At 65.2% G+C, this 19776-nt stretch carries 12 protein-coding genes; 5 read left to right on the top strand and 7 right to left on the bottom strand.

Annotation, left to right across the window (positions count from 1 at the left end):
• The first annotated feature begins 489 nt into the window (after positions 1–489).
• On the top strand, positions 490–1059 hold the full coding sequence (locus AC58EF_RS12060; RefSeq protein ID WP_497276515.1) for an NUDIX domain-containing protein: 570 nt from the start codon (positions 490–492) through the stop codon (positions 1057–1059).
• Here the strand turns inward: AC58EF_RS12060 and glgX are convergent.
• The 6 genes from glgX to AC58EF_RS12030 all read right to left on the bottom strand — a co-directional run bounded on the left by glgX (position 1040) and on the right by AC58EF_RS12030 (position 11634).
• Positions 1040–2920: a glycogen debranching protein GlgX gene (gene glgX, locus AC58EF_RS12055; protein WP_497276513.1), complete on the bottom strand. Its 1881-nt coding sequence runs from the start codon at positions 2918–2920 to the stop codon at positions 1040–1042. The two genes, AC58EF_RS12060 and glgX, sit on opposite strands and share 20 nt — an antisense overlap.
• Positions 2917–4365 (bottom strand): glycogen synthase GlgA, encoded by a 1449-nt coding sequence (gene glgA, locus AC58EF_RS12050; RefSeq protein WP_497276511.1) that lies wholly within the window; start codon positions 4363–4365, stop codon positions 2917–2919. The genes glgX and glgA overlap by 4 nt, the downstream gene beginning before the upstream one ends.
• Before the next feature lie 8 nt (positions 4366–4373).
• Complete coding sequence (gene glgC, locus AC58EF_RS12045; RefSeq protein ID WP_497276509.1) at positions 4374–5633, bottom strand: glucose-1-phosphate adenylyltransferase; 1260 nt, start codon at positions 5631–5633, stop codon at positions 4374–4376.
• Between the two features lie 49 nt (positions 5634–5682).
• Positions 5683–7842, bottom strand: a complete 2160-nt coding sequence (gene glgB, locus AC58EF_RS12040) for a 1,4-alpha-glucan branching protein GlgB (RefSeq protein WP_497276508.1) — start codon at positions 7840–7842, stop codon at positions 5683–5685.
• 19 nt (positions 7843–7861) lie between these two features.
• Positions 7862–10330 (bottom strand): glycogen/starch/alpha-glucan phosphorylase, encoded by a 2469-nt coding sequence (locus AC58EF_RS12035; protein ID WP_497276506.1) that lies wholly within the window; start codon positions 10328–10330, stop codon positions 7862–7864.
• Positions 10331–10437: 107 nt separating this feature from the next.
• The gene (locus AC58EF_RS12030) at positions 10438–11634 is read right to left on the bottom strand and encodes a serine hydrolase domain-containing protein (protein WP_497276505.1); all 1197 of its coding nucleotides are present in this window, start codon (positions 11632–11634) and stop codon (positions 10438–10440) included.
• Positions 11635–11771: 137 nt separating this feature from the next.
• Between AC58EF_RS12030 and AC58EF_RS12025 the strand changes: the two genes are divergently transcribed.
• The 4 genes from AC58EF_RS12025 to AC58EF_RS12010 all read left to right on the top strand — a co-directional run bounded on the left by AC58EF_RS12025 (position 11772) and on the right by AC58EF_RS12010 (position 19010).
• The gene (locus tag AC58EF_RS12025) at positions 11772–12284 is read left to right on the top strand and encodes an RNA polymerase sigma factor (RefSeq protein ID WP_497276575.1); all 513 of its coding nucleotides are present in this window, start codon (positions 11772–11774) and stop codon (positions 12282–12284) included.
• A 55-nt stretch (positions 12285–12339) separates the two neighbouring features.
• Positions 12340–13281 (top strand): FecR family protein, encoded by a 942-nt coding sequence (locus AC58EF_RS12020; RefSeq protein ID WP_497276574.1) that lies wholly within the window; start codon positions 12340–12342, stop codon positions 13279–13281.
• Complete coding sequence (locus AC58EF_RS12015; RefSeq protein WP_497276503.1) at positions 13265–15700, top strand: TonB-dependent receptor; 2436 nt, start codon at positions 13265–13267, stop codon at positions 15698–15700. The genes AC58EF_RS12020 and AC58EF_RS12015 overlap by 17 nt, the downstream gene beginning before the upstream one ends.
• Positions 15701–15797: 97 nt before the next feature.
• A complete protein-coding gene (locus tag AC58EF_RS12010; RefSeq protein WP_497276501.1) occupies positions 15798–19010 on the top strand; it encodes an autotransporter outer membrane beta-barrel domain-containing protein in 3213 nt (1070 codons plus the stop codon).
• 152 nt (positions 19011–19162) lie between these two features.
• On the opposite strand, the gene AC58EF_RS12005 is transcribed toward AC58EF_RS12010, so the two are convergent.
• Positions 19163–19774: a hypothetical protein gene (locus AC58EF_RS12005; RefSeq protein WP_497276499.1), complete on the bottom strand. Its 612-nt coding sequence runs from the start codon at positions 19772–19774 to the stop codon at positions 19163–19165.
• Between the last annotated feature and the right edge of the window lie 2 nt (positions 19775–19776).

Below are 19776 nucleotides of genomic sequence, written 5' to 3'. Positions count from 1 at the left end.
CCCTCGACGTCATCCGTCTCGTCACGACAGTAAGCGAGGTTGGGCGAGAAGCGATTTGGGCAGAGGAGTTACCGGGTCGCTCAAGCGGAGTAGGCGCGGCGGATTAAAGGGAGCGTTTGCAGGCCATGCAAATGCCCCGCGGCGGTGAAATCCGATCGCGTTTCGCTTGCATGTCCCCTCTCAAGCCTTCGGCTGTCCCGCCGTTCGGCGTGATTTCGATCGGGCGCTTCGGCGCAGCGCCAAGAAAATGAGAAAGTTGAGCGACAATGGCCTTTCGGACGATAAGGCGCATAGCCCGTCGGGCTATGACGGCCGCCGCCAAAAGTGACGGCCCTCGCCCGACCGGCCAGGATCGGGCATGATATATTTCCCCCGGAACATGGTGACGCCGCACATTTCCGCCGCATCATCGGCGACCTGATTTCGGCCTCCCCCTTGGCGTCAGTCGACGGCTGCTCTAGCTTTCGAAACTCCCTGTTCGGAGCGCCCATGACGAAAATCCTGTCGACCCGGCTGATCTATGAGGACTGGCTGAACCTCCGCATGGCGCATATTCGGGCCGACAGCGGCGACGAATTCGAGCGCCACATCGTGGAGATGCGCCCGGCCATCTCGGTGCTGCCCTATGATCCAGAGCGGCGCGTCGCGCTCACCGTCTCCATGCCGCGCGCGCCCGTCACCCAGGCCGGGCTGCCCGACATGATGGAGGCGATCGCCGGCCTGATCGACGAAGATGCGGAAAGCTGCACCCGGCGCGAGGCGCTGGAGGAAGCGGGCGTGCGCCTCGGCGACCTCATCCATGTCGGCCAGATCTGGAGCATCCCCAGCGTCGTCACCGAGAAGATCGACTATTATCTTGCCCCCTATCGCGCGGCGGACAGGATCGAAGCGGGCGGCGGTCATCCCGACGAGCAGGAGAATATTACCGTCCATGAACTGTCGCTCGACGCGCTCTGGACGATGATGGCGCGCAAGGAACTGGCCGACGGCAAGCTGGTGATCCTGCTGATGGCGCTCCGGCTGCGACGGCCCGACTTGTTCAGCGTGCCGGTGGACTGATCGCGACGCTGCGGCCAGCCACAGTCATCGTCCCCTCCGGCAGGGTGAATGCGCAGTCGTGCGGACTGCCGTTGACGCAAACGGCCAGGCCTGTCGTCCGATAGCGCATCGCGAGCCGGCGGCGCTGTGGGTCTTCCCATTGAGCTACGCTCAGCGGTTGGCCTTCCTCGTCCAGCCATTCGACATCCGCGTCCGACAGTAGGGCGACGTCGCGCAGTTCGGGCGTCTTGGCTCGCAGCGCCGCGAGCGCGAAAGCATGGGCTTCCAGTTCGCCGTCGCGCCGCGTCCAGTCAATCCACCCGATGGCATTGTCCTGCGCATAGGCATTGTTGTTGCCCTGCTGGCTACGGCCGAACTCGTCGCCTGCCGTCAGCATGATCGTTCCGCGCGAACAAAAAAGCGTCGCGAGCAGCGCCTTTACGTCCCGCCGCCGCGCCACCCCTATGGCGGGATCGTCGCTTGGCCCCTCGACGCCATTGTTCCAGCTGAAATTTTCGCCATGGCCGTCACGATTCCCCTCGCCATTGGCGTCGTTGCGCCGGCTTTCATAAGCAGTCAGGTCGGCGAGGGTGAAACCGTCATGCGCGGCGAGGAAATTGACGCTGCGGGTCACGCCGCCGGAGAAGATATCCGACGATCCCGTCAGCCGCGTAGCCAGCGCACCGAGCGTCCCCCGATTCCCGCGCCAGAAGCGGCGCATATCGTCGCGATAACGGTCATTCCACTCCAGCCACCCCTCCCCGAAGCGCCCCAGCTGATAGCCGCCCGGCCCGATGTCCCAGGGTTCGGCGATCATCAACCGGTCGGCCAGGATCGGGTCGGCCCGCATCTCCTCCAGCAAGGGCGCGTGCGGGTCGAAGCCATCCGCCATCCGCCCCAGCGCCGGTCCCAGATCGAAGCGGAACCCGTCCACCCCCGCCTGCGTCACGAAATGCCGCAGCGAATCCAGAATCAACCGCCGCACCACGGGCGCATTGCAGGCGATGCTGTTGCCCGTGCCGGTATCGTTGATCAGCCGCCCATCGGGTTCGTGCCGGAAATAGCCGCGTGCATCCAGCCCACGCAGCGACAGCGTCGGCCCCAGCCGGTCGCTTTCCCCGCCATGATTAAAGACCATGTCGAGAATCACGCCGATCCCCGCCGCGTGCAGCGCCGCGACCATATCCCGCAATTCGGCCATCCCGCCCGGGGCGAGGCGCGGGTCGATCGCGAACCAGTTGACCGGATTATAGCCCCAATAATTGGTGAGGCCGAGCGGCCCCAAATGCCGCTCGTCGATCCAGGCGTTGATCGGCATCAGCTCGACCGCCGACGCATGCAGCGCCTTGAGATGCGCGATGACCGCCGGGTGGGCGAGCGCGGCGAGGGTGCCGCGCTGTTCCTCCGGCACGTCGGGATGCAGCCTGGTGAAGCCGCGCACGTGGAGTTCGTAGATCAGCCCGCCGGGCGTGAAACGGGGCGGTTCGACCGCCAGCGGAGGCAGCGGCGCCTCGATCACGCCCTTGGGCATGAGCGGCGCGGTGTCTCTCCCCTGCCCGCGCGGCGCAGCCAGTGCCGGATCATAGGCGAAGGCCCGGTCGATGGCCGTGGCATAGGGATCGAGCAGCAATTTGTCGGGATCGAACCAGAGGCCCGCATCGGGATCATAGGGACCATCGGCGCGATAGCTGTAGCGTGCGCCTGCCCTCACACCCGCCGCCTCGACCCGCCACAGGCCATCGGCGTTGCGCGCCATCGGCAGGCGTGTTTCGCGATTTTCCGCGTCGAACAGGCAGAGCCAGAGCCGTTCCGCATCCGGTACCCAGACGGAAAAGCGCGCGCCCTCTCCAGTGAGCAGAGGCGCGCCCGGCCCCTCGCTCACGCCGCTGCGGCCAGCAGGGCGCGATAGAGCGTGGCATAGCGGATCGCGCTATGCCGCCAGGACACGTCCGACCGCATCGCCGCGCGCTGCATCGCCTGCCACACCGCCTTGTCGCGATACAGGTCCACCGTCCGCGCGAGCGCGCCGTGCAGCGCCAGCGGATCGGACGGCGCAAACATGACGCCCGTCGCCGCCCCTGCGCTCACCGCCGCCTCATTGGCGTCGATGACCGTGTCGGCGAGGCCGCCGACCCGCGCCACCACCGGCAGGCAGCCATAGCGCAACCCATAGAGCTGCGTGAGGCCGCACGGCTCGAAGCGGGAGGGGATGAGGATCGCATCGCCGCCGGCCTGCATCAAGTGCGACAACGGCTCGTCATAGCCGATCTGCACGCCCACTCGCCCGCGATGCCGGTCGGCCGCGCCCAGAAACGCGCCTTCCAGCGGATGGTCGCCCGACCCCAGCAGTGCCAGCTTCGCGCCCAGCCCGACCAGATGATCGATCGCCCCGATCATCAGGTCCATGCCCTTCTGCCAGGTCAGCCGGCTGACGATGATGAAGATCGGCGCATCGTCCCGATCCAGCCCGAACTTCTTTTCCAGCGCGCGGCGATTGGTGGTGCGTCCCGCCAGATTGCGCGCGCCATAGGTCTTCGCGATCAGCGGATCGGCCGACGGGTTCCAGATGTCGATATCGACCCCGTTCAATATGCCATGCAGACGGTCGACCCGTCCGTTGATCAGGCCGTCCAGTCCCATGCCATGGACCGGCGAGCGGATTTCCTGCGCATAGGTGGGGCTGACCGTCGTGATCGCATCGGCGGAGACAAGGCCGGCCTTCAGATAGCCGATGCCGCCATAATATTCGACGCCGTCGACGCCCCAGGCTTCGGGCGGCAGGCTCAGCCCCGCGAAGATGTCCGCGCCGAACCGCCCCTGAAAGGCGAGATTGTGGATCGTCACGACCTTGGGCACGTCCGCGGCCGGGCCGAAGCGCATATAGGCCGCGGTCATCGCCGCCTGCCAGTCATGGACATGGACGATGTCGGGCCGCCAGCCCTTGAGCGCCCCTTCGGCGATGTCCGCCCCGACTCGCGACAGCGCCGCGAAGCGACGCCAATTGTCGCCCCAGTCATTTCCGCCATGATCGCCATAGGGGCCGCCCTCGCGCGCGTAGAAAGCCGGCGCATCGAGTATCAGCAGGTCCAGCCCCTCGACCTTCGCCGCAAGCACCGATGCGGGCGCACCGAACAGATCGTCATAGCGGCGCACCGCCTTCGCCTTGCCCAGCCGCGACAGGACGGAGGGATAGCCCGGCACAAGCGTCCGGCTGGACACACCTTCTCCTTCCAGCGCGCCCGGCAGCGCACCGACGACATCGGCGAGGCCGCCGGTCTTGATCAGCGGATAGATTTCGGACGCGACCGACAGCAGCTTCATCGTCATGGGTCCGTTCAGGCCGCCAGCCGGTCGATCATCGCCTGCGTCACCAGGCACACCCCGCTGTCGGTCCGGCGGAAGCGTTGCGCGTCATATTGGGGATTTTCGCCGATGATGAGGCCGGGCGGAATGATGATGCCCGAATCCACCACGCATTTGTGCAGACGGGCGCCGCGCCCGACCTCGCAATCGGGCATGATGATGCTTTCGGTGACGGACGAAAAACTGTGGGTGCGAACGCCGGAGAAGAGCAGGCTGCGATGCAGCGAGGAACCCGAAACAATGCAACCGCCCGCGATCAGCGAAGACGTGGCGGAACCGCGCCGGCCATCCTCATTATGGACGAACTTGGCCGGCGGCGTGACTTCCGAATAAGTCCAGAGCGGCCAGCTCCGGTCATAGAGGTCGAGCGAGGGCACGACATCGGTCAGGTCGATATTGGCCTGCCAATAGGCGTCCACCGTGCCGACATCGCGCCAATAGGGCACAAGTTCGCTTTCCGCGCGCACGCAGCTGCTGGAAAAGCGATGCGCCACGGCTTTCCCATGCTTGACGATATAGGGAATGATGTCGCCGCCGAAATCGCGCTTGCTGTCCTTCTCATCGGCGTCGCGCAGCAGTTGCTCGATCAGGAAGCGGGTGCGGAAGACATAGATGCCCATCGACGCCAGCGCCATGTCGGGCTGGCCGGGGATGGACGGCGGATTCCTGGGCTTTTCAACGAAGTCGGTGATGATGTCCTGTTCGTCCACATGCATGACGCCGAAGCCGACCGCCTCCTCGCGCGGCACTTCCAGACAGCCGACGGTGACGTCCGCGCCGCTGTCGACATGCTGCTGGAGCATCAGCTCATAGTCCATCTTGTAGACATGATCGCCCGCCAGGATGACCATATATTCGGGCGCATAGCTTTCGATGATGTCGATATTCTGGAACACGGCGTCGGCCGTGCCCTCATACCATTGGCTTTCCGAAATACGCTGGCTGGCGGGCAATATGTCGAAACTCTCGTTGCGTTCGGGGCGCAGAAAATTCCAGCCGCGCTGGAGGTGCCGGATCAGCGAATGCGCCTTATATTGCGTCGCGACGCCGATGCGGCGGATGCCGCTGTTGAGCGCGTTGGACAGCGCGAAATCGATGATCCGTGCCTTGCCGCCGAAATGGACGGCGGGCTTGGCCCGCCGATCGGTCAGTTCCGCCAGCCGGCTGCCGCGTCCCCCCGCCAACACATAGGCCATGGCATCACGGGCGATCGGCTGATATTTGGTCTGCATCGAGCCTCTCCTCACTTCGCCCACGATCGCCTGCACGCGCCGTCGGTATTCAATAATCCAGTTCCAGCATCAAGGTTGCGAAGGGCGGAATGGTGATATTGGCCCAGCCTTCCTCGTCCGCCCGTACACTCCCCAAATTGCCGGCCCCGCTGCCGCCATAATCCTGCGCATCGCTGTTCAGTATCTCGCGCCAGCGTCCGCCCGACGGCAGGCGCATCCGATAATTATGCCGCAGCACCGGGGTGAAATGGCTGATGACCAGGACCGGCATGGCGCCCGGTGCGCGCCGCACCCAGGCGAAGACCGAGTCCGCCGCCGCATCGACCAGCACCCATTCGAACCCCTCCGCCTCGCAGTCGCGCGCATGGAGCGCGGGCCGGTTGCGATAGAGGCGATTGAGGTCGCACAGCAGCTTCTGGACTCCACGATGCGGTGCATGTTCCAGCAACTGCCAGTCGAGCGCGCGCTCCTCGCTCCATTCGGCGCGCTGGGCGAATTCCTGCCCCATGAACAGCAGCTTCTTGCCCGGATAGCCCCACATGAAAGCATAATAAGCGCGAAGATTCGCGAATTTCTGCCAATCGTCGCCCGCCATCTTGTGCAGCAGCGACGCCTTGCCATGCACCACCTCGTCATGGCTGAGCGCCAGCACGAAATTCTCCGTGAAGGCGTAGAGCAGGCCGAAGGTGATGTCGTCATGATGATGGACGCGATGCACCGGGTCGCGTTGCAGATAGCGCAACGTGTCGTGCATGAAGCCCATATTCCATTTGAACCCGAAACCCAGGCCACCGCTGTGCGCGGGGTGCGACACGCCTGGCCAACTGGTCGATTCCTCCGCGATCGTCATAACGCCGGGATGCGCGCCATAAAGCGCCTTGTTCATCTGTTGGAGGAAGCCGACCGCCTCCACATTTTCCCGTCCGCCATGGTCGTTGGGGATCCACTCCCCCGCCTTGCGCGAATAGTCGAGGTAGAGCATCGACGCGACCGCATCGACCCGCAGCCCATCGACATGATAGCGCTCGGCCCAGAAGAGCGCATTGTTCAGCAGGAACTGCGCGACTTCGCGCCGGCCGAAATTATAGATGGCGGTGTTCCAGTCGGGATGGAACCCCTTGCGCGGGTCGGCATGTTCGTAAAGCGCCGTGCCGTCGAAGCGGGCCAGGCCATGTTCGTCGGTCGGAAAATGCGCCGGCACCCAGTCGAGGATGACGCCGACGCCCGCCCGGTGCGCCCCATCGACGAAACGCGCGAAGCCCGCCGGATCGCCGAAACGCGCGGTCGGCGCATAGAGGCCCAGCGTCTGATAGCCCCAGCTCGGATCATAGGGATGCTCGCTGATCGGGAGAAACTCGATATGGGTGAAGCCAAGGCCCACGACATAGGGGATCAGCCGGTTGGCCAGTTCGTCCCAGCTCAGGAACCCGCCATGCTCGTCCCGCTGCCAGGAGCCGGCATGGACTTCGTAGATGGATATGGGTTCGCGGCGCGGATCGGCCCTGGCCCAATGTTCGGCATGGCGCGCATCGCCCCAGACATGATCCGGCGGCGGCGCGACGATCGAGGCGGTCGAGGGGCGCAGTTCCGCCGCGAACGCGAAGGGATCGGACTTGAGCGGCAGCACCTCGCCATCCGCGCCGACAATCTCATATTTATAGGGGCTGCCCGCTTCCACTTCGGGCAGGAAGATTTCCCACACGCCCGCATCTGCCCGGCGCCGCATCAGGCCGCGCCGCCCATCCCAGCGGTTGAAGTCGCCCACCACCGACACGCGCTTCGCATTGGGCGCCCAGACCGCGAAATGGGTGCCGGTTACGCCTTCATGGCTGATGACATGGGCACCCATCTTGTCGAACAGGCGGGCGTGCGATCCTTCGGCCAGGAAATAATCGTCCATCGGTCCCAGCACCGGGCCGAAGCCATAGGGATCGACCAGCGCATAGTCGCCGCCATCGGCATATTGCGCGACATAGCGCAGCGGCTGGCGCTTGCGCACCGCAACCTTGCCGAAGAACAGCCCGTCGGGGTGCAGCCGCTCCAGTTCGCCGACAGGCTTGCCCGCCAGCGTCTGCGCGGTGACACCGACCGCCTCGGGCAGCATCACGCAGGCGGTAAAACCCTTTTGCGCGGGATGAACGCCAAGCGTGGCAAAGGGATCGTCCTCGCGGCCCTGCACCAGCCGGTCGATCTGCTCCGGCGTCAGCACGCGCCTATTCTAGCCTCGCTCATCCACCCATCTTCCAGATATCATTCGCATATTCGCGGATGGTGCGGTCCGACGAGAACCAGCCCATGCGCGCGACATTGTGGATCGCCTTCTTCGCCCAGAGCGCCTGATCCTCCCATATCCGGTCCACCTTGCGCTGGGCGGCGGAATAGCTGTCGAAATCGGCGGCGAGCATGAACCAGTCATGGTCATAAATGCCCTGGATCAGCCCTTTGTAGCGGCCTGGATCATCGGGCGAGAAGACACCGCTTGCAATGGCGTCGAGCGCCTGCCCCAGTTCCCGGCTCCGCCCGATCACCTCGCGCGGCGCATAGCCATTGGCGCGACGTTCGTTCACCTCCTGCGCGGTCAGGCCGAAGATGATGATATTCTCCTCGCCCACATGGTCGCGCATTTCCACATTGGCGCCATCCAGCGTCCCGATGGTGAGCGCGCCATTGACCGCGAACTTCATGTTGCCGGTGCCGGACGCTTCCATGCCCGCGGTCGAAATCTGTTCGCTGAGGTCCGCGGCGGGGATCATCATCTCCGCCATGGAGACATTGTAATTGGGCACGAACTGGACCTTCAGCAGCCCCTGCACCGCCGGGTCATGATTGACCGCGCGGGCGACGTCATTCGCCAGTTTGATGATCAGCTTGGCATTATGATAGCTGGGCGCGGCCTTGCCGCCGAACAGCTTGACGCGCGGCACCCAGTCCTTTTCCGGGTGTGATCGTATCTGGTCGTAGAGCGACACCGCCTCCACAATGTTGAGCAACTGGCGCTTATATTCGTGGATGCGCTTGATCTGGATATCGAACAAAGCGGCCGGGTCGATCCGCGCGTTGACCCGCTTGCGCAGCAGGTCGGACAGCGCCGCCTTGTTGGCGCACTTCACGGCCCGGAACTTTTCCTGAAACGCACTGTCGTCGGCAAAGCGATCCAGATCGCGCAGCGCCTCAGCATCGTCCATGAACCGGTCGCCGATCGCTTCGCGGACAAGCATGAACAGGCCATGATTGCATTGCATCAGCCAGCGGCGGAAGGTGACGCCATTGGTCTTGTTGTTGATCCGCGCCGGATAGAGTTTGTGCAGATCGGCAAAGACCGTGACCTTCATCAGGTCGGTATGCAATGCCGACACGCCGTTGACGCTGTGCGACCCGGCAAAGGCCAGATTGCCCATGCGCACGCGCCGCCCACCATGCTCGTCGATCAGGGAGATCGCGCCGATCGCGCCGTCATCGAACTGCCCGGATCTCCGTGCCTCCGCCAGCAAGCGGCTGTTCACGGCATAGACGATCTGCATATGCCGGGGCAGCAGACGCTCGAACAGGGGCACCGGCCAGCTTTCCAGCGCCTCGGGCAGCAAGGTGTGGTTGGTATAGCTGAAGGTGCGCCGCGTGATCTCCCACGCCTCGTCGAAATCCAGCCCATGATCGTCGAGCAGGATGCGCATCAATTCCGCCACGGCAACGGCCGGATGGGTGTCGTTCAACTGGATCGCCGCCTTGTCCGGCAATGTCCTGATGTCGTCGAAATATTGGATGTGCCGCCGCACAATGTCCTGCAAGGAAGCGGAGGAAAAGAAATATTCCTGCCGCAGCCGCAATTCCTGTCCCGCCGGCGAAGAGTCGGCCGGGTAGAGAACGCGGGTCAGCGCCTCTGCCCTGTTGCTCTCCGCCAGCGCCCCCAGATGGTCGCCGGCATTGAACTTGTCGAGCAGGATCGGGTCGATCGGTTGCGCTTCCCACAGACGCAGCGTATTGACCCGCTTACCCCGCCAGCCCGCGATCGGCGTGTCATAGGGGGTCGCGATCACCCGCTCGCTGGGCTTCCAGAGCATCTGGTGCGCCCCGGCCTCCTCGCCTTCGGCCGGATCGACGCGCCCGCCAAAACCGACCTCATAGCTCGCTTCGCGCCGCTCGAATTCCCATGGGTTGCCGTGCGCCAGCCAGTTTTCCGGCAGTTCCACCTGCCAGCCGTCGCTGATCTCCTGCCGGAACATGCCGTTCACATAGCGGATGCCATAGCCATAGGCGGGCACATCGACCGTCGCCATGCTTTCCATGAAGCAGGCGGCCAGCCGCCCCAGGCCGCCATTGCCCAGCGCCGCATCCGGCTCCAGCGCGGCGATCAGGTCTAGGTCGACGCCCAGCGAGTCCAGCGCCGCCTGCAAATCGTCCAGCATCTCCAGATTGGACGCCGCATCGCGCATCAGCCGGCCGATCAGAAATTCCAGGCTCAGATAATAGACCCGCCGCCCCTGTTCCTCATAGGTCTTCTCGGTCGAGGCGATCCAGGCGTCGATCACCCGGTCGCGGATTTCGAGGATCACCGCGTGCAGCCAGTCGTGCGGCTTGGCGGCGGCGGCGTTCTTGCCAATGCGGTAGGTCAGCCGCTCGACAATCTCCTGCGCCAGCACTTCCGGGTCCACCTGTCTCGGGGCGGGCTTGGGAAGAATGGTCGGGCCTTGGAGAGTCATCGCGCGGTCCCCTCATGAGTCATCGCGAATGATGGCACAGGCTTTTCCCCTGCGCCATGGCGATTTTGCGATGCAGCAATGGCAAGCGCATCCGCTTTTCGATCCCGTCAGCCGAGCCGTTTCGCCACGATCGCGTCCGCCACACCCTGCCGCAATTGCGCACGCACGGGATAGGCGCTGGACGGCAGCAACTGGGTCATGAAGATGCCGATCAGCCGTTCGACCGGATCGATCCAGAAATAGGTCGAGAACACCCCGCCCCAATAATATTCACCGCCCGCCAGCCCCATGGCGAAGCCGAGGCCGAAGCCCACGCCCTGATAGTCCGCCTCGCTGAACATGCCGCTCGACATGGTGGACAGGTCGCCCCCGCCGGGCAACTGGTTGCTGCGCATCTGCGCGACCGTCTCCGGCTCCAGCAGCCGCGCCCCGTCCAGTTCACCACCGCGCAGCAGCATTCGCGCAAAGCGATGATAATCCGCCGCGCTGGACACAAGCCCCCCGCCCCCCGACAGGAAGCGTTCCCGCCGCCAGCCGCTGCGCGCGCCATGATCGCCGACGGTGCGAACCCCGTCCGGCCCAAGCCGCCAGGCGTCTGTCAACCGATCCGCCTTGTCGGGAGGCAGGAGGAATCCCGTGTCCACCATGCCGAGCGGCTCGAAGATGCGCGTGCGGAACAGGGTTTCGAGGTCAAGGCCCGTCAGCCGCTCCACGACCACGCCCAGCACATCGGTTGACACCGAATAATTCCACCGCTCGCCCGGCGAAAATTCCAGCGGCAGCGTGGCGATATCCGCGATGAACTGGTCCGATGTCCGCTTCTGCTGAAATTCGTCCAGCCCCAGCTTGCGATAGCGCGCATCGATCGGCGTCTGGCGTTGCAGGCCGTAGGTCAGGCCCGAGGTGTGGCGCAGCAGATCGATCATGAGCATCGGCCGCTTCGGTCGCGCCCGATTGGCCCGTCCGACTCGCAGGTCGGCAAATTCGGGGATGACCTCCGTTACCGGCGTATCCAGCGCGACCTTGCCCTGCTCGACCAGCATCATGAAGGCGACCGACGTTACCGGCTTGGTCATCGACGCGACGCGGTAGAGGGCATCGTTACGCAGCGTATCGCCCTTGGTGCGCGCTTCGCCGCGCGCCACCGACAGCAGCGGCACGTCATCGCGCGACAGCAGCAAGTGCATGTGCGGCAGCTTGCCGGAGGCGACGTAAGTCCGGTCCAGAAAGTCGACCAGCGCCTCCAGCCGGTCCGGGTCCATCCCCGCCGCCCGCGCCGCCACCCTGTCCAGACCTTCGATCATGTGCGCCTATGCTCCTGCCTTCCTCGCCCCGCGCTAGAGCAGCCATGCGCGCAGGTAAACAGCTTGCCGATTGCCAAGACCCCTCCCTCCCCTCTATGGCAACCCGCCTGATCGCCACGCATTGGACAAAGACAGGCATGGCCACCGGCCTTTCCGCGATATTCATGGCAAATCGTCCCGCCCTGCTGCGCTTCCTGCGCGCGCGCGGCGCGGGAGACGATGCGGAGGATCTGTTGCAGGATATGTGGATGAAGCTGGAGGCCAAGGATCTCGGCCCGGTGAGTGATCCGCTGCCCTATCTCTATCGCATGGCCAACAACCTCATGTTGGACCGCTACCGCTCCGCCACCCGGCGCGAGCGGCGCGAACAGGATTGGGCGGAGGGCGCGGGCGGGGTCATGGCCGACCCGACCGAGGACATCGCGATCGACGACCGCATGATCCTGAACCAGAAGCTGGATGAAGCGCGCGGCGTGCTGCGCGACCTTGGCCCCCGCGTCGAACTGGTGTTCCGCCGCTTCCGCATCGAGGGCGTCGGGCAGAAGATCATTGCCGCCGAACTTGGCGTCAGCCTGACCACCGTCGAAAAGGATCTGCAAAAGGCCTATCGTGCGATGCTGGCGCTCAAGCAGAAAATGGATACGGAATGATCGGGTCGGCGGCGTCAGGCTCTGTAAGGGGCAAGATATGAACAGGGCTGGAGCCATGATGGATCAGGAGGCGCTCGCGTGGGTCATTGCCACGCGCGACCCCCAATTTGACGACTGGGACGCCTTCACCCTCTGGCTGGAGGGCGATCCCGCACATGCGGCGGCCTATGACGCGCTGATGGCGGCGGACGCCGATCTCGATACGATCATTCCACCGGAATCCGTGACCATGCCGGTCGCGGCGAACGATGTCGCGCCGCGCCGCCGTCCGTGGCGCTGGGTCGGCGGCGGCGCGATCGCGGCGGCGCTGGTCGCGGCCGTCTCCATCGGCACATTCAACCGCGCCGACATCTATACCGTGACGACACGGCCGGGCGAGACGCGCAGCATCGCGCTCGACGACGGCACGAAGATCGAACTGAACGGCGGCACCAGCCTGCGCCTCGATCATAAGAATGCGCGCTTCGCCGCGCTGGACAGCGGCGAAGCGGCCTTCACCGTGCGTCATGACGCCGCCAATCCCTTCCGCGTGACGGTGGGCGACGCCGTGTTCGAGGATGCCGGGACGGTGTTCAACATCGTCCATGCCAGCGGCGCCACCCGCATCGGCGTGTCAGAAGGCAAGGTGATCTATAACCCGCAGGCCGAAGCCATCGCCCTCCCCGCCGGTCGGGGCCTTGCCGATGATGCCGACGGACTGCGCGTCATGGACGTCGCGCCCGCCGCCGTCGCCAGCTGGCGTCAGGGCAATCTGGTCTATGCCAATGCGCCGGTGAGGCAGGTGGGCGAGGATATCGCCCGCTCGCTCGGCGTCACCGTGCATTTCACGCCGCAGGCCGGAGCCAGCCGTTTCACCGGCACCATCCGCCTCGACAGGGACGCGGTGCGCTTCTTCGCGGGCGCCGCGCCGCTGATGGGCCTGTCCGCCGTGCGACAGGGCGATGCGTGGCTGCTGAAGGAAGGGCCAATCAAGGAAGGAAATGGGCCGCAGAGCTGAGCTTCTTCTTGTCACCGCCCTCATCATAGCGAGCACGACGCCCGCGCAAGCGGCGGACAGACAGATGATCCGCATCGCCCCCGGCCGGCTGGGCGAGGCGACGATCGCGCTCGGCCGTCAGACAGGCGTCAGCATCGGCATGTCCGATCAGTCATTGGCGGGTATCGCGACCGCTGGCGTCGAAGGCAAGTTGTCGGTCGACGCCGCTCTCAGGCGGCTGTTGAAGGGAACGGGCGCGACGGCGGTGCGGATCGACGCCACCACCTGGCGCATCGTCCGCGCGCGTCCCGCACCCACACCGATCGCCGCTGCCCCAGCGCCGATACCGGCCGCTCCCCCGCCCGATCCGCCGCCCGCCGAAATCATCGTCACCGCCTCCAAGCGCGATACGCCCCTGCTCCGCTATGCCGGCATGGTCGAGGCAATGGACAACCCCGCCTTCACCAGCGGCGAGGCGGCGAACGGCACCGCCACCCTGCTGGCGCGCATTGCCAGCCTCAGCTCGACCCATGCCGGCAATGGCCGCAACAAGCTGTTCATCCGCGCCATCGCGGATTCGGGCGTCGCCGGACCGACCCAGGCGACGACGGGCCAATATCTGGGCGACATGCGTCTGAACTATGCCGCGCCCGACCCGGATCTTAAGCTCTACGACATCGGCCGGGTCGAGGTGCTGGAAGGACCACAGGGCACGCTTTATGGCGCGGGGTCGCTGGGCGGCATCATCCGTATCATGCCCAACGCCCCCAATCTGGCCGAATATGGCGGGCAAGCATCGGCAGGACTGACCGCGACCCAGCATGGCGATCCCGGCGGCGATGTTTCGGCAACCCTCAATATCCCCATCGTCGCGGAAAAACTCGCGCTGCGGGTCGTCGGCTATGGCGTGCAGGAAGGCGGCTATATCGACGACGTCAATCGCGACAAGGACGACGTCAACCGGGTGCGCACCTGGGGCGGTCGCGCCGCGCTGCGCTTTGCGCCCGACGAGAACTGGACGATCGATCTTACCGGCGTCTACCAGCATATCGACGGCGACGATGCCCAATATGCGGCGCGCTCGGTCGGGCGGCTCCAGCGCGCATCGGCCGTCGCCCAGCCCTATCTTTCGGACTATCTGCTCGGCAATCTGCGCATCGAACGGCAATGGGACAATCTGCGCTTCGTTTCCTCGACCGGCTATGTGCGGAACGAACTGGCGGAAAGCTATGACGCGACCCAGCAGGACGGCGCACCTGCCCTTTTCCGCCAGACCAACAAGGTCGATATTTTTTCCACGGAAAACCGGCTGGTGCGCGATCTCGACAATGGGCTGGGCTGGATAGTGGGCGCCTCCTATCTGCAAAGCACCTCCCGGCTCAACCGCTCCCTTACCGGATTTGGTCTGGCCGCCGCCCAGCCGGAGGTCATTCCCGGCGTTCCGGTCTATGGCATGGGACGGCCCGCCACCGCGACCGGCGTGCGCAACAGCGTCAAGGAAGCCACCCTGTTCGGCGAAGCCTCGTTCGAACCGACCCGAGGACTCATCGCCACCTTCGGCGGCCGCCTTACCAACAGCCGCTTGTCGGGCGAAGCACTCGATCCCGTCGCCGCCCTTTCTTCCGCCGTGCTGGCACGGGCGGAGGCGCAGGCGGACCGCAGCGAGACGGTCTTCCTGCCCTCCGCCTCGCTGCTGACCGACTCCATTCCGGGCGTCACCCTCTACGCCAAGTTCCAGCAAGGCTTCCGCCCCGGCGGCCTGGCGGTCGACGATCAGCGTGTGCGGCGTTTCCAAAATGATCGCATCTCGACCTTCGAACTGGGCTTTCGCAAGGGAATTCCCGGCCGCGATACGCTCGCGATCAGCGCCAACGCCGCCTATACCGACTGGCGCGATATCCAGGCCGATGTCACCGATCGGATCGGCCTGCCTACCACCGCCAATATCGGCGACGGCCGCATCTACACGGTCGAGGGGCGCATCGTCGTCCGCCCGCTCCCGGCGTTCACCCTCGACGGCAGCTTCATCTACAATGACAGCCGCCTCAGCCAACCGGCCCAGTTCCTGCGCGCCCTGTCCTATGACGGCCGCTCGCTGTCCCTTCCCAATGTCGCCAATATCGGCGGCCGGCTCGCCTTCGACTATCGCGCGCCACTGGCCGGCGACCTCGATTTCCACCTCAATGGCTCTGCTCGCTATGTCGGCAAGTCGCGTCTGGGAGTCGGCCCGATCCTGGGCCAGACCCAGGGCAATTATGTCGACACCAGCCTGACCGCCAGCCTGACGCGCGGCCCGGTGCAATATTCGTTGTCGCTCACCAATCTGCTCGACAGCAATGGCAACCGCTTCTCGCTGGGCACGCCCTTCGACCTGCGGACCGATTATTACACCCCCCTGCGTCCTCGCACGCTGCGAATCGGGATCGATTTCGCTTTCTGAACAAAATCATCGCACTGCCTGACGGGATGCACCGCCGGGCGTCGTCCCAAACGCACGCGCGCACAGAACATTCAGCGCGACACGCAGAGGAGACATCATGCGACATCTACTGGCCTGCACGGCCATCGCCCCCGTGCTGGCGGCTCTGACGGTGGCCGACGCGGCCGCCGAAACCACGATCTCGACCGCCACCACCGCCGCCGTCAGGACGTCCACCATCGCCAGCGGCGCGGCCGATTCGATCAACATCACGTCGGCGGGATCGATCACGCTGACCAGCGGCGCGGCGGTGACGATGGACAGCAGCCATGCCGTCACCAATGCCGGCACCATCACCATCAACGATGCCGACAATGTCGCTGGCATCCTGGTCGCGCCCGGCACGAACGGCACCGTCACCAACAGCGGCACCATCACCCTGACCGAGGATTATACCGCGACCGACAGCGACAGCGACGGCGATGTCGACGGCGCCTTCGCCAGGGGGAGCGGCAAGACCGCCATATGGGTCCAGTCCGGCGCCGCCCACACCGGCGACATCGTCCATAGCGGCACCATCTCCATTGAGGGCAACCAGTCGGCGGGCATCCGCCTCGACGGCGCGCTGACCGGCAATCTGTCCACCAGCGGTTCGACCACGGTGGTCGGCGACAATAGCTATGGCGTCCTGGCCAATGACGTCACCGGCAATGTCACGCTGCGCGGAACCACTTCCGTCACCGGCGCCAACAGCATCGGCGCAGCGCTGCTGGGCGACGTCAGCGGCACGGTGAAGATCCAGGGCAGCATCGTCAGCACCGGCTATCGCACCACCACCCGCCCGAGCGACGTGACGAAGCTCGACGCCGACGACCTGCTCCAAGGGGGATCGGCCCTGGTCATCGCGGGCAATGTGGCGGGCGGCGTGATCTTCGACGTGCCGCCGACGCTCGACGATGACGACGACGATATCGACAATGACGGCCTGACCGACAGCACGGAAGGCAGCGCCACGGTCATCACCTATGGCAAGGCGGCGGCCGTGCAGATCGGCGCGGCCGATGCCGACACCGTGATCGGCGCCGTGACCGGCGACAGCACCGGCTATGGCCTGATCGTCAATGGCGGGATCGCCGGCTATGGCATTTATGACGGCGTTGACGCCAATGGCCTTGCCATCGGCGGCCTGGGCGGCGACGTGTCGATCGCCAAGGGCGTGCTGGTCAAGGGCACCGTGGCGGCCGTTTCCTATGACAGCAATGCCACCGCGCTGCGTGTCGGATCGGGCGCGAGCACGGGCACGGTCGAGGTCAGCGGCACTGTCGGCGCAACCGGATCGTCGAAGGACGGCACCTCGGCCCGCGGTCTGGTGATCGATGCCGGGGTTACTGTCGGATCGATCAAGGTCAGCGGCGCGATCAGCGCATCCGCTCTCAGCTCTGAAAAAGGCACTGCCATCGCGATCCTCGATTCGTCGGGCACCGTCTCCAGCCTGTCCAACACCGGCAAGATCACGGCGACCGGCGGCAAGGATGGATCGAACATCGCGATCGATCTCAGCGCCAACAGCAGCGGCGTCACCCTGACCCAGGCGCTTGCCTCCTCCACCGCCACCGCGCCGTCGATCGGGGGCGATATCCGCCTTGGATCGGGCAATGACGTGGTGACGGTGTCGGCGGGCACCATCACCGGCGATGTCAGCTTCGGCGCGGGCAATGACAGCCTTGCCCTGTCGGGCGCATCCAGCCTGACCGGTGACATCGCCTTTGGCGCGGGCAGTTCGACGCTCACCCTCGCCGACACCGCAAAAATTGCGGGCGCAGTCGATTTCGGCAGCGGCAGCGGTACGCTGACTCTGGGCGGCACCTCATCGCTGTCGGGCGCGCTCAGCAACAGCGGCAATGTCGCGGTCGTGCTGAATGGCGGCACGCTCAACGCCACCAATGCCGGCGCGGTGTCACTCGCCTCGCTGTCCGCCAGCGGCACCTCCACCATCGGCGTGACCATCGACGCGGCGAAAGATACGCACACCAGCTATGACGTCGCCGGTGCGGCGACCTTCGCCAGCGGTGCGAAGGTCAAGGTCAACCTGACCCAGGTCAGCGGATCGGAAGGCGACTATGTCATCGTCCGCGCCGGATCGCTGAACGGATCGCCGACTTTGTCGAGCACCACCACCGACCTGCCCTATATTTTCAAGGGCACGGTGAACAGCGACAGCGCGGCAGGCACCGTTACCCTCTCGATCGCGGCGAAGAGCGTATCCGACCTCGGCCTCAGCGGCTCGGTGGCACGCGCCTACTCCGCCATCTTCAATGCGCTCGACAATGACAGCGGCATTGCCGGCGCCTATCTAGCTATTGCGGACGGCAACACGCTGAACGCCAATCTGCGCCAGATGCTGCCCGACCATGCCGGCGGCACCTTCGAGGCGGTGACGGCGGGTTCGCGGGCGACCGCGCGCATCCTGTCCGACCCCAATGGCATCTACCGCACCAAGGACGGCCGCCTCGGCTTCTGGTTGCAGCAGGTCGCCTTCGGCAGCGCCAAGAGCGTGGGCAGCACCGCCTCCTACGACATCAACGGCTGGGGCGCGGGCGGCGGCGCCGAATATCTGACCGAACTGGGCGCGTTCGGCGGGTCGCTCGCTTATATCCACGGCAGCGATTCCTCTGGCGGCTCCAACAATGCGGTCGATTCCGACCAATATGAGCTGGCGGCGCACTGGCGCGGCCAATGGGGTCCGCTGCTGGCCTTCGCCCGCCTGTCGGCCGCGACGATCAACTTTTCGGGCACCCGCCATTTTGAGAATGGCGACGTCACCCGCACCGCCAACGGCAAATGGGACGGCAAGCTCTATTCGGCCACAGCCGGCGCGTCTTACCAGTTCCAGATGGGCCGCTTCGGCCTGCGCCCGGCGGTCGGCATCGACTATTATCGCCTGAAGGAAGACGGCTATGCCGAAACCGGCGGCGGCGACGCCTTCAACCTAACCGTCCTCGGCCGCACCAGCGACGAAACGACGGCCAACGGCACGGTGACGGCAGGCTATGATTTCGGCTCGCTCAACCCGGCCGATGGCTGGCTGCGCCTTGAACTGGAGGGCGGCCGCCGTCAGATCATCGGCGGGTCGCTCGGCGACACCACTGCCTATTTCAAGGGCGGCGATCGGTTCACGCTGGTGTCGGAAGATCGGACCAATGGCTGGACAGGCCGCGCGCGCCTCTACGGCGGCACGGACAGTTTCCGCATCGGCGGTGAATTCGGTGCGGAAGAACAACAAAATCACGTCGCCATCTCATTCAGGGCGACGGTTAACTTCATCCTGTGACGTCTGACTGATGAACAGGCGGGCCACACCCCACAGACCCTCCCGGTCCGCCTGCTCCGCTCCGGCAGCATACCCTCCCCAAGGGCGCCGGGCATGAAAGAGGGGCGTCGCTGGTCCCCCCGGCGGCGCCCCTTATTTGCGATTGCCGACTGTCAGCGTCTGATGGAGACCAACTGCGCGCTGGCGACCAGAGCCTGAGCCGCAGCCTCACCTGCATCGAAATAATGAATGACCGGCGCCTCATAGGTGATCATGTAGAGCTTGCCGTCGATGATCGCGCCGTCGGCCACACCCTTGCGCCGGACCTCCTCACCCTGCACCACGAAATTATAGGTGAAGTGGAAACCCGGCTTGCCTGCGAAGGTCGCCGGCTCGACCGTGTCGATCGCCATCAGCGACGTGCCATTGGACACGCGATAGCTGCTCTCGAACAATTGGGCGATATCCGGCACCAGCATGGTCGAGGAAAAGCGCGGAAGCGGATCGGTCTTCTTCTTGGCGTCCCGGAACAAGGTCGTGTCGTTGGCGATGCCGCCATAGAAAGTGACATCGTTCAGCGACAGCCCGTCCAGCGTCCAGCTTTCGGCATTGCGGCCCGGCCGCGCGCCCAGGCGGTTCCAGTCGATGCCCGGCGTCACCGTCAGGCCCGACTTAGCAACAGCGACCGCCATGTTCTTGGGCATCAGCTTGTAGCCGGCCATCGCCGGACTGCTGGCGGTCATGGCCAGAACCATCGCCGCCGTCCATCCATGTTTCGCGCGCATCT

Source organism: Sphingobium sp. WR1 (genome assembly GCF_059693745.1).
The sequence above is the reverse complement of the archived record's forward strand: the minus strand, read 5'-3'. Positions and strand labels throughout refer to the sequence as shown.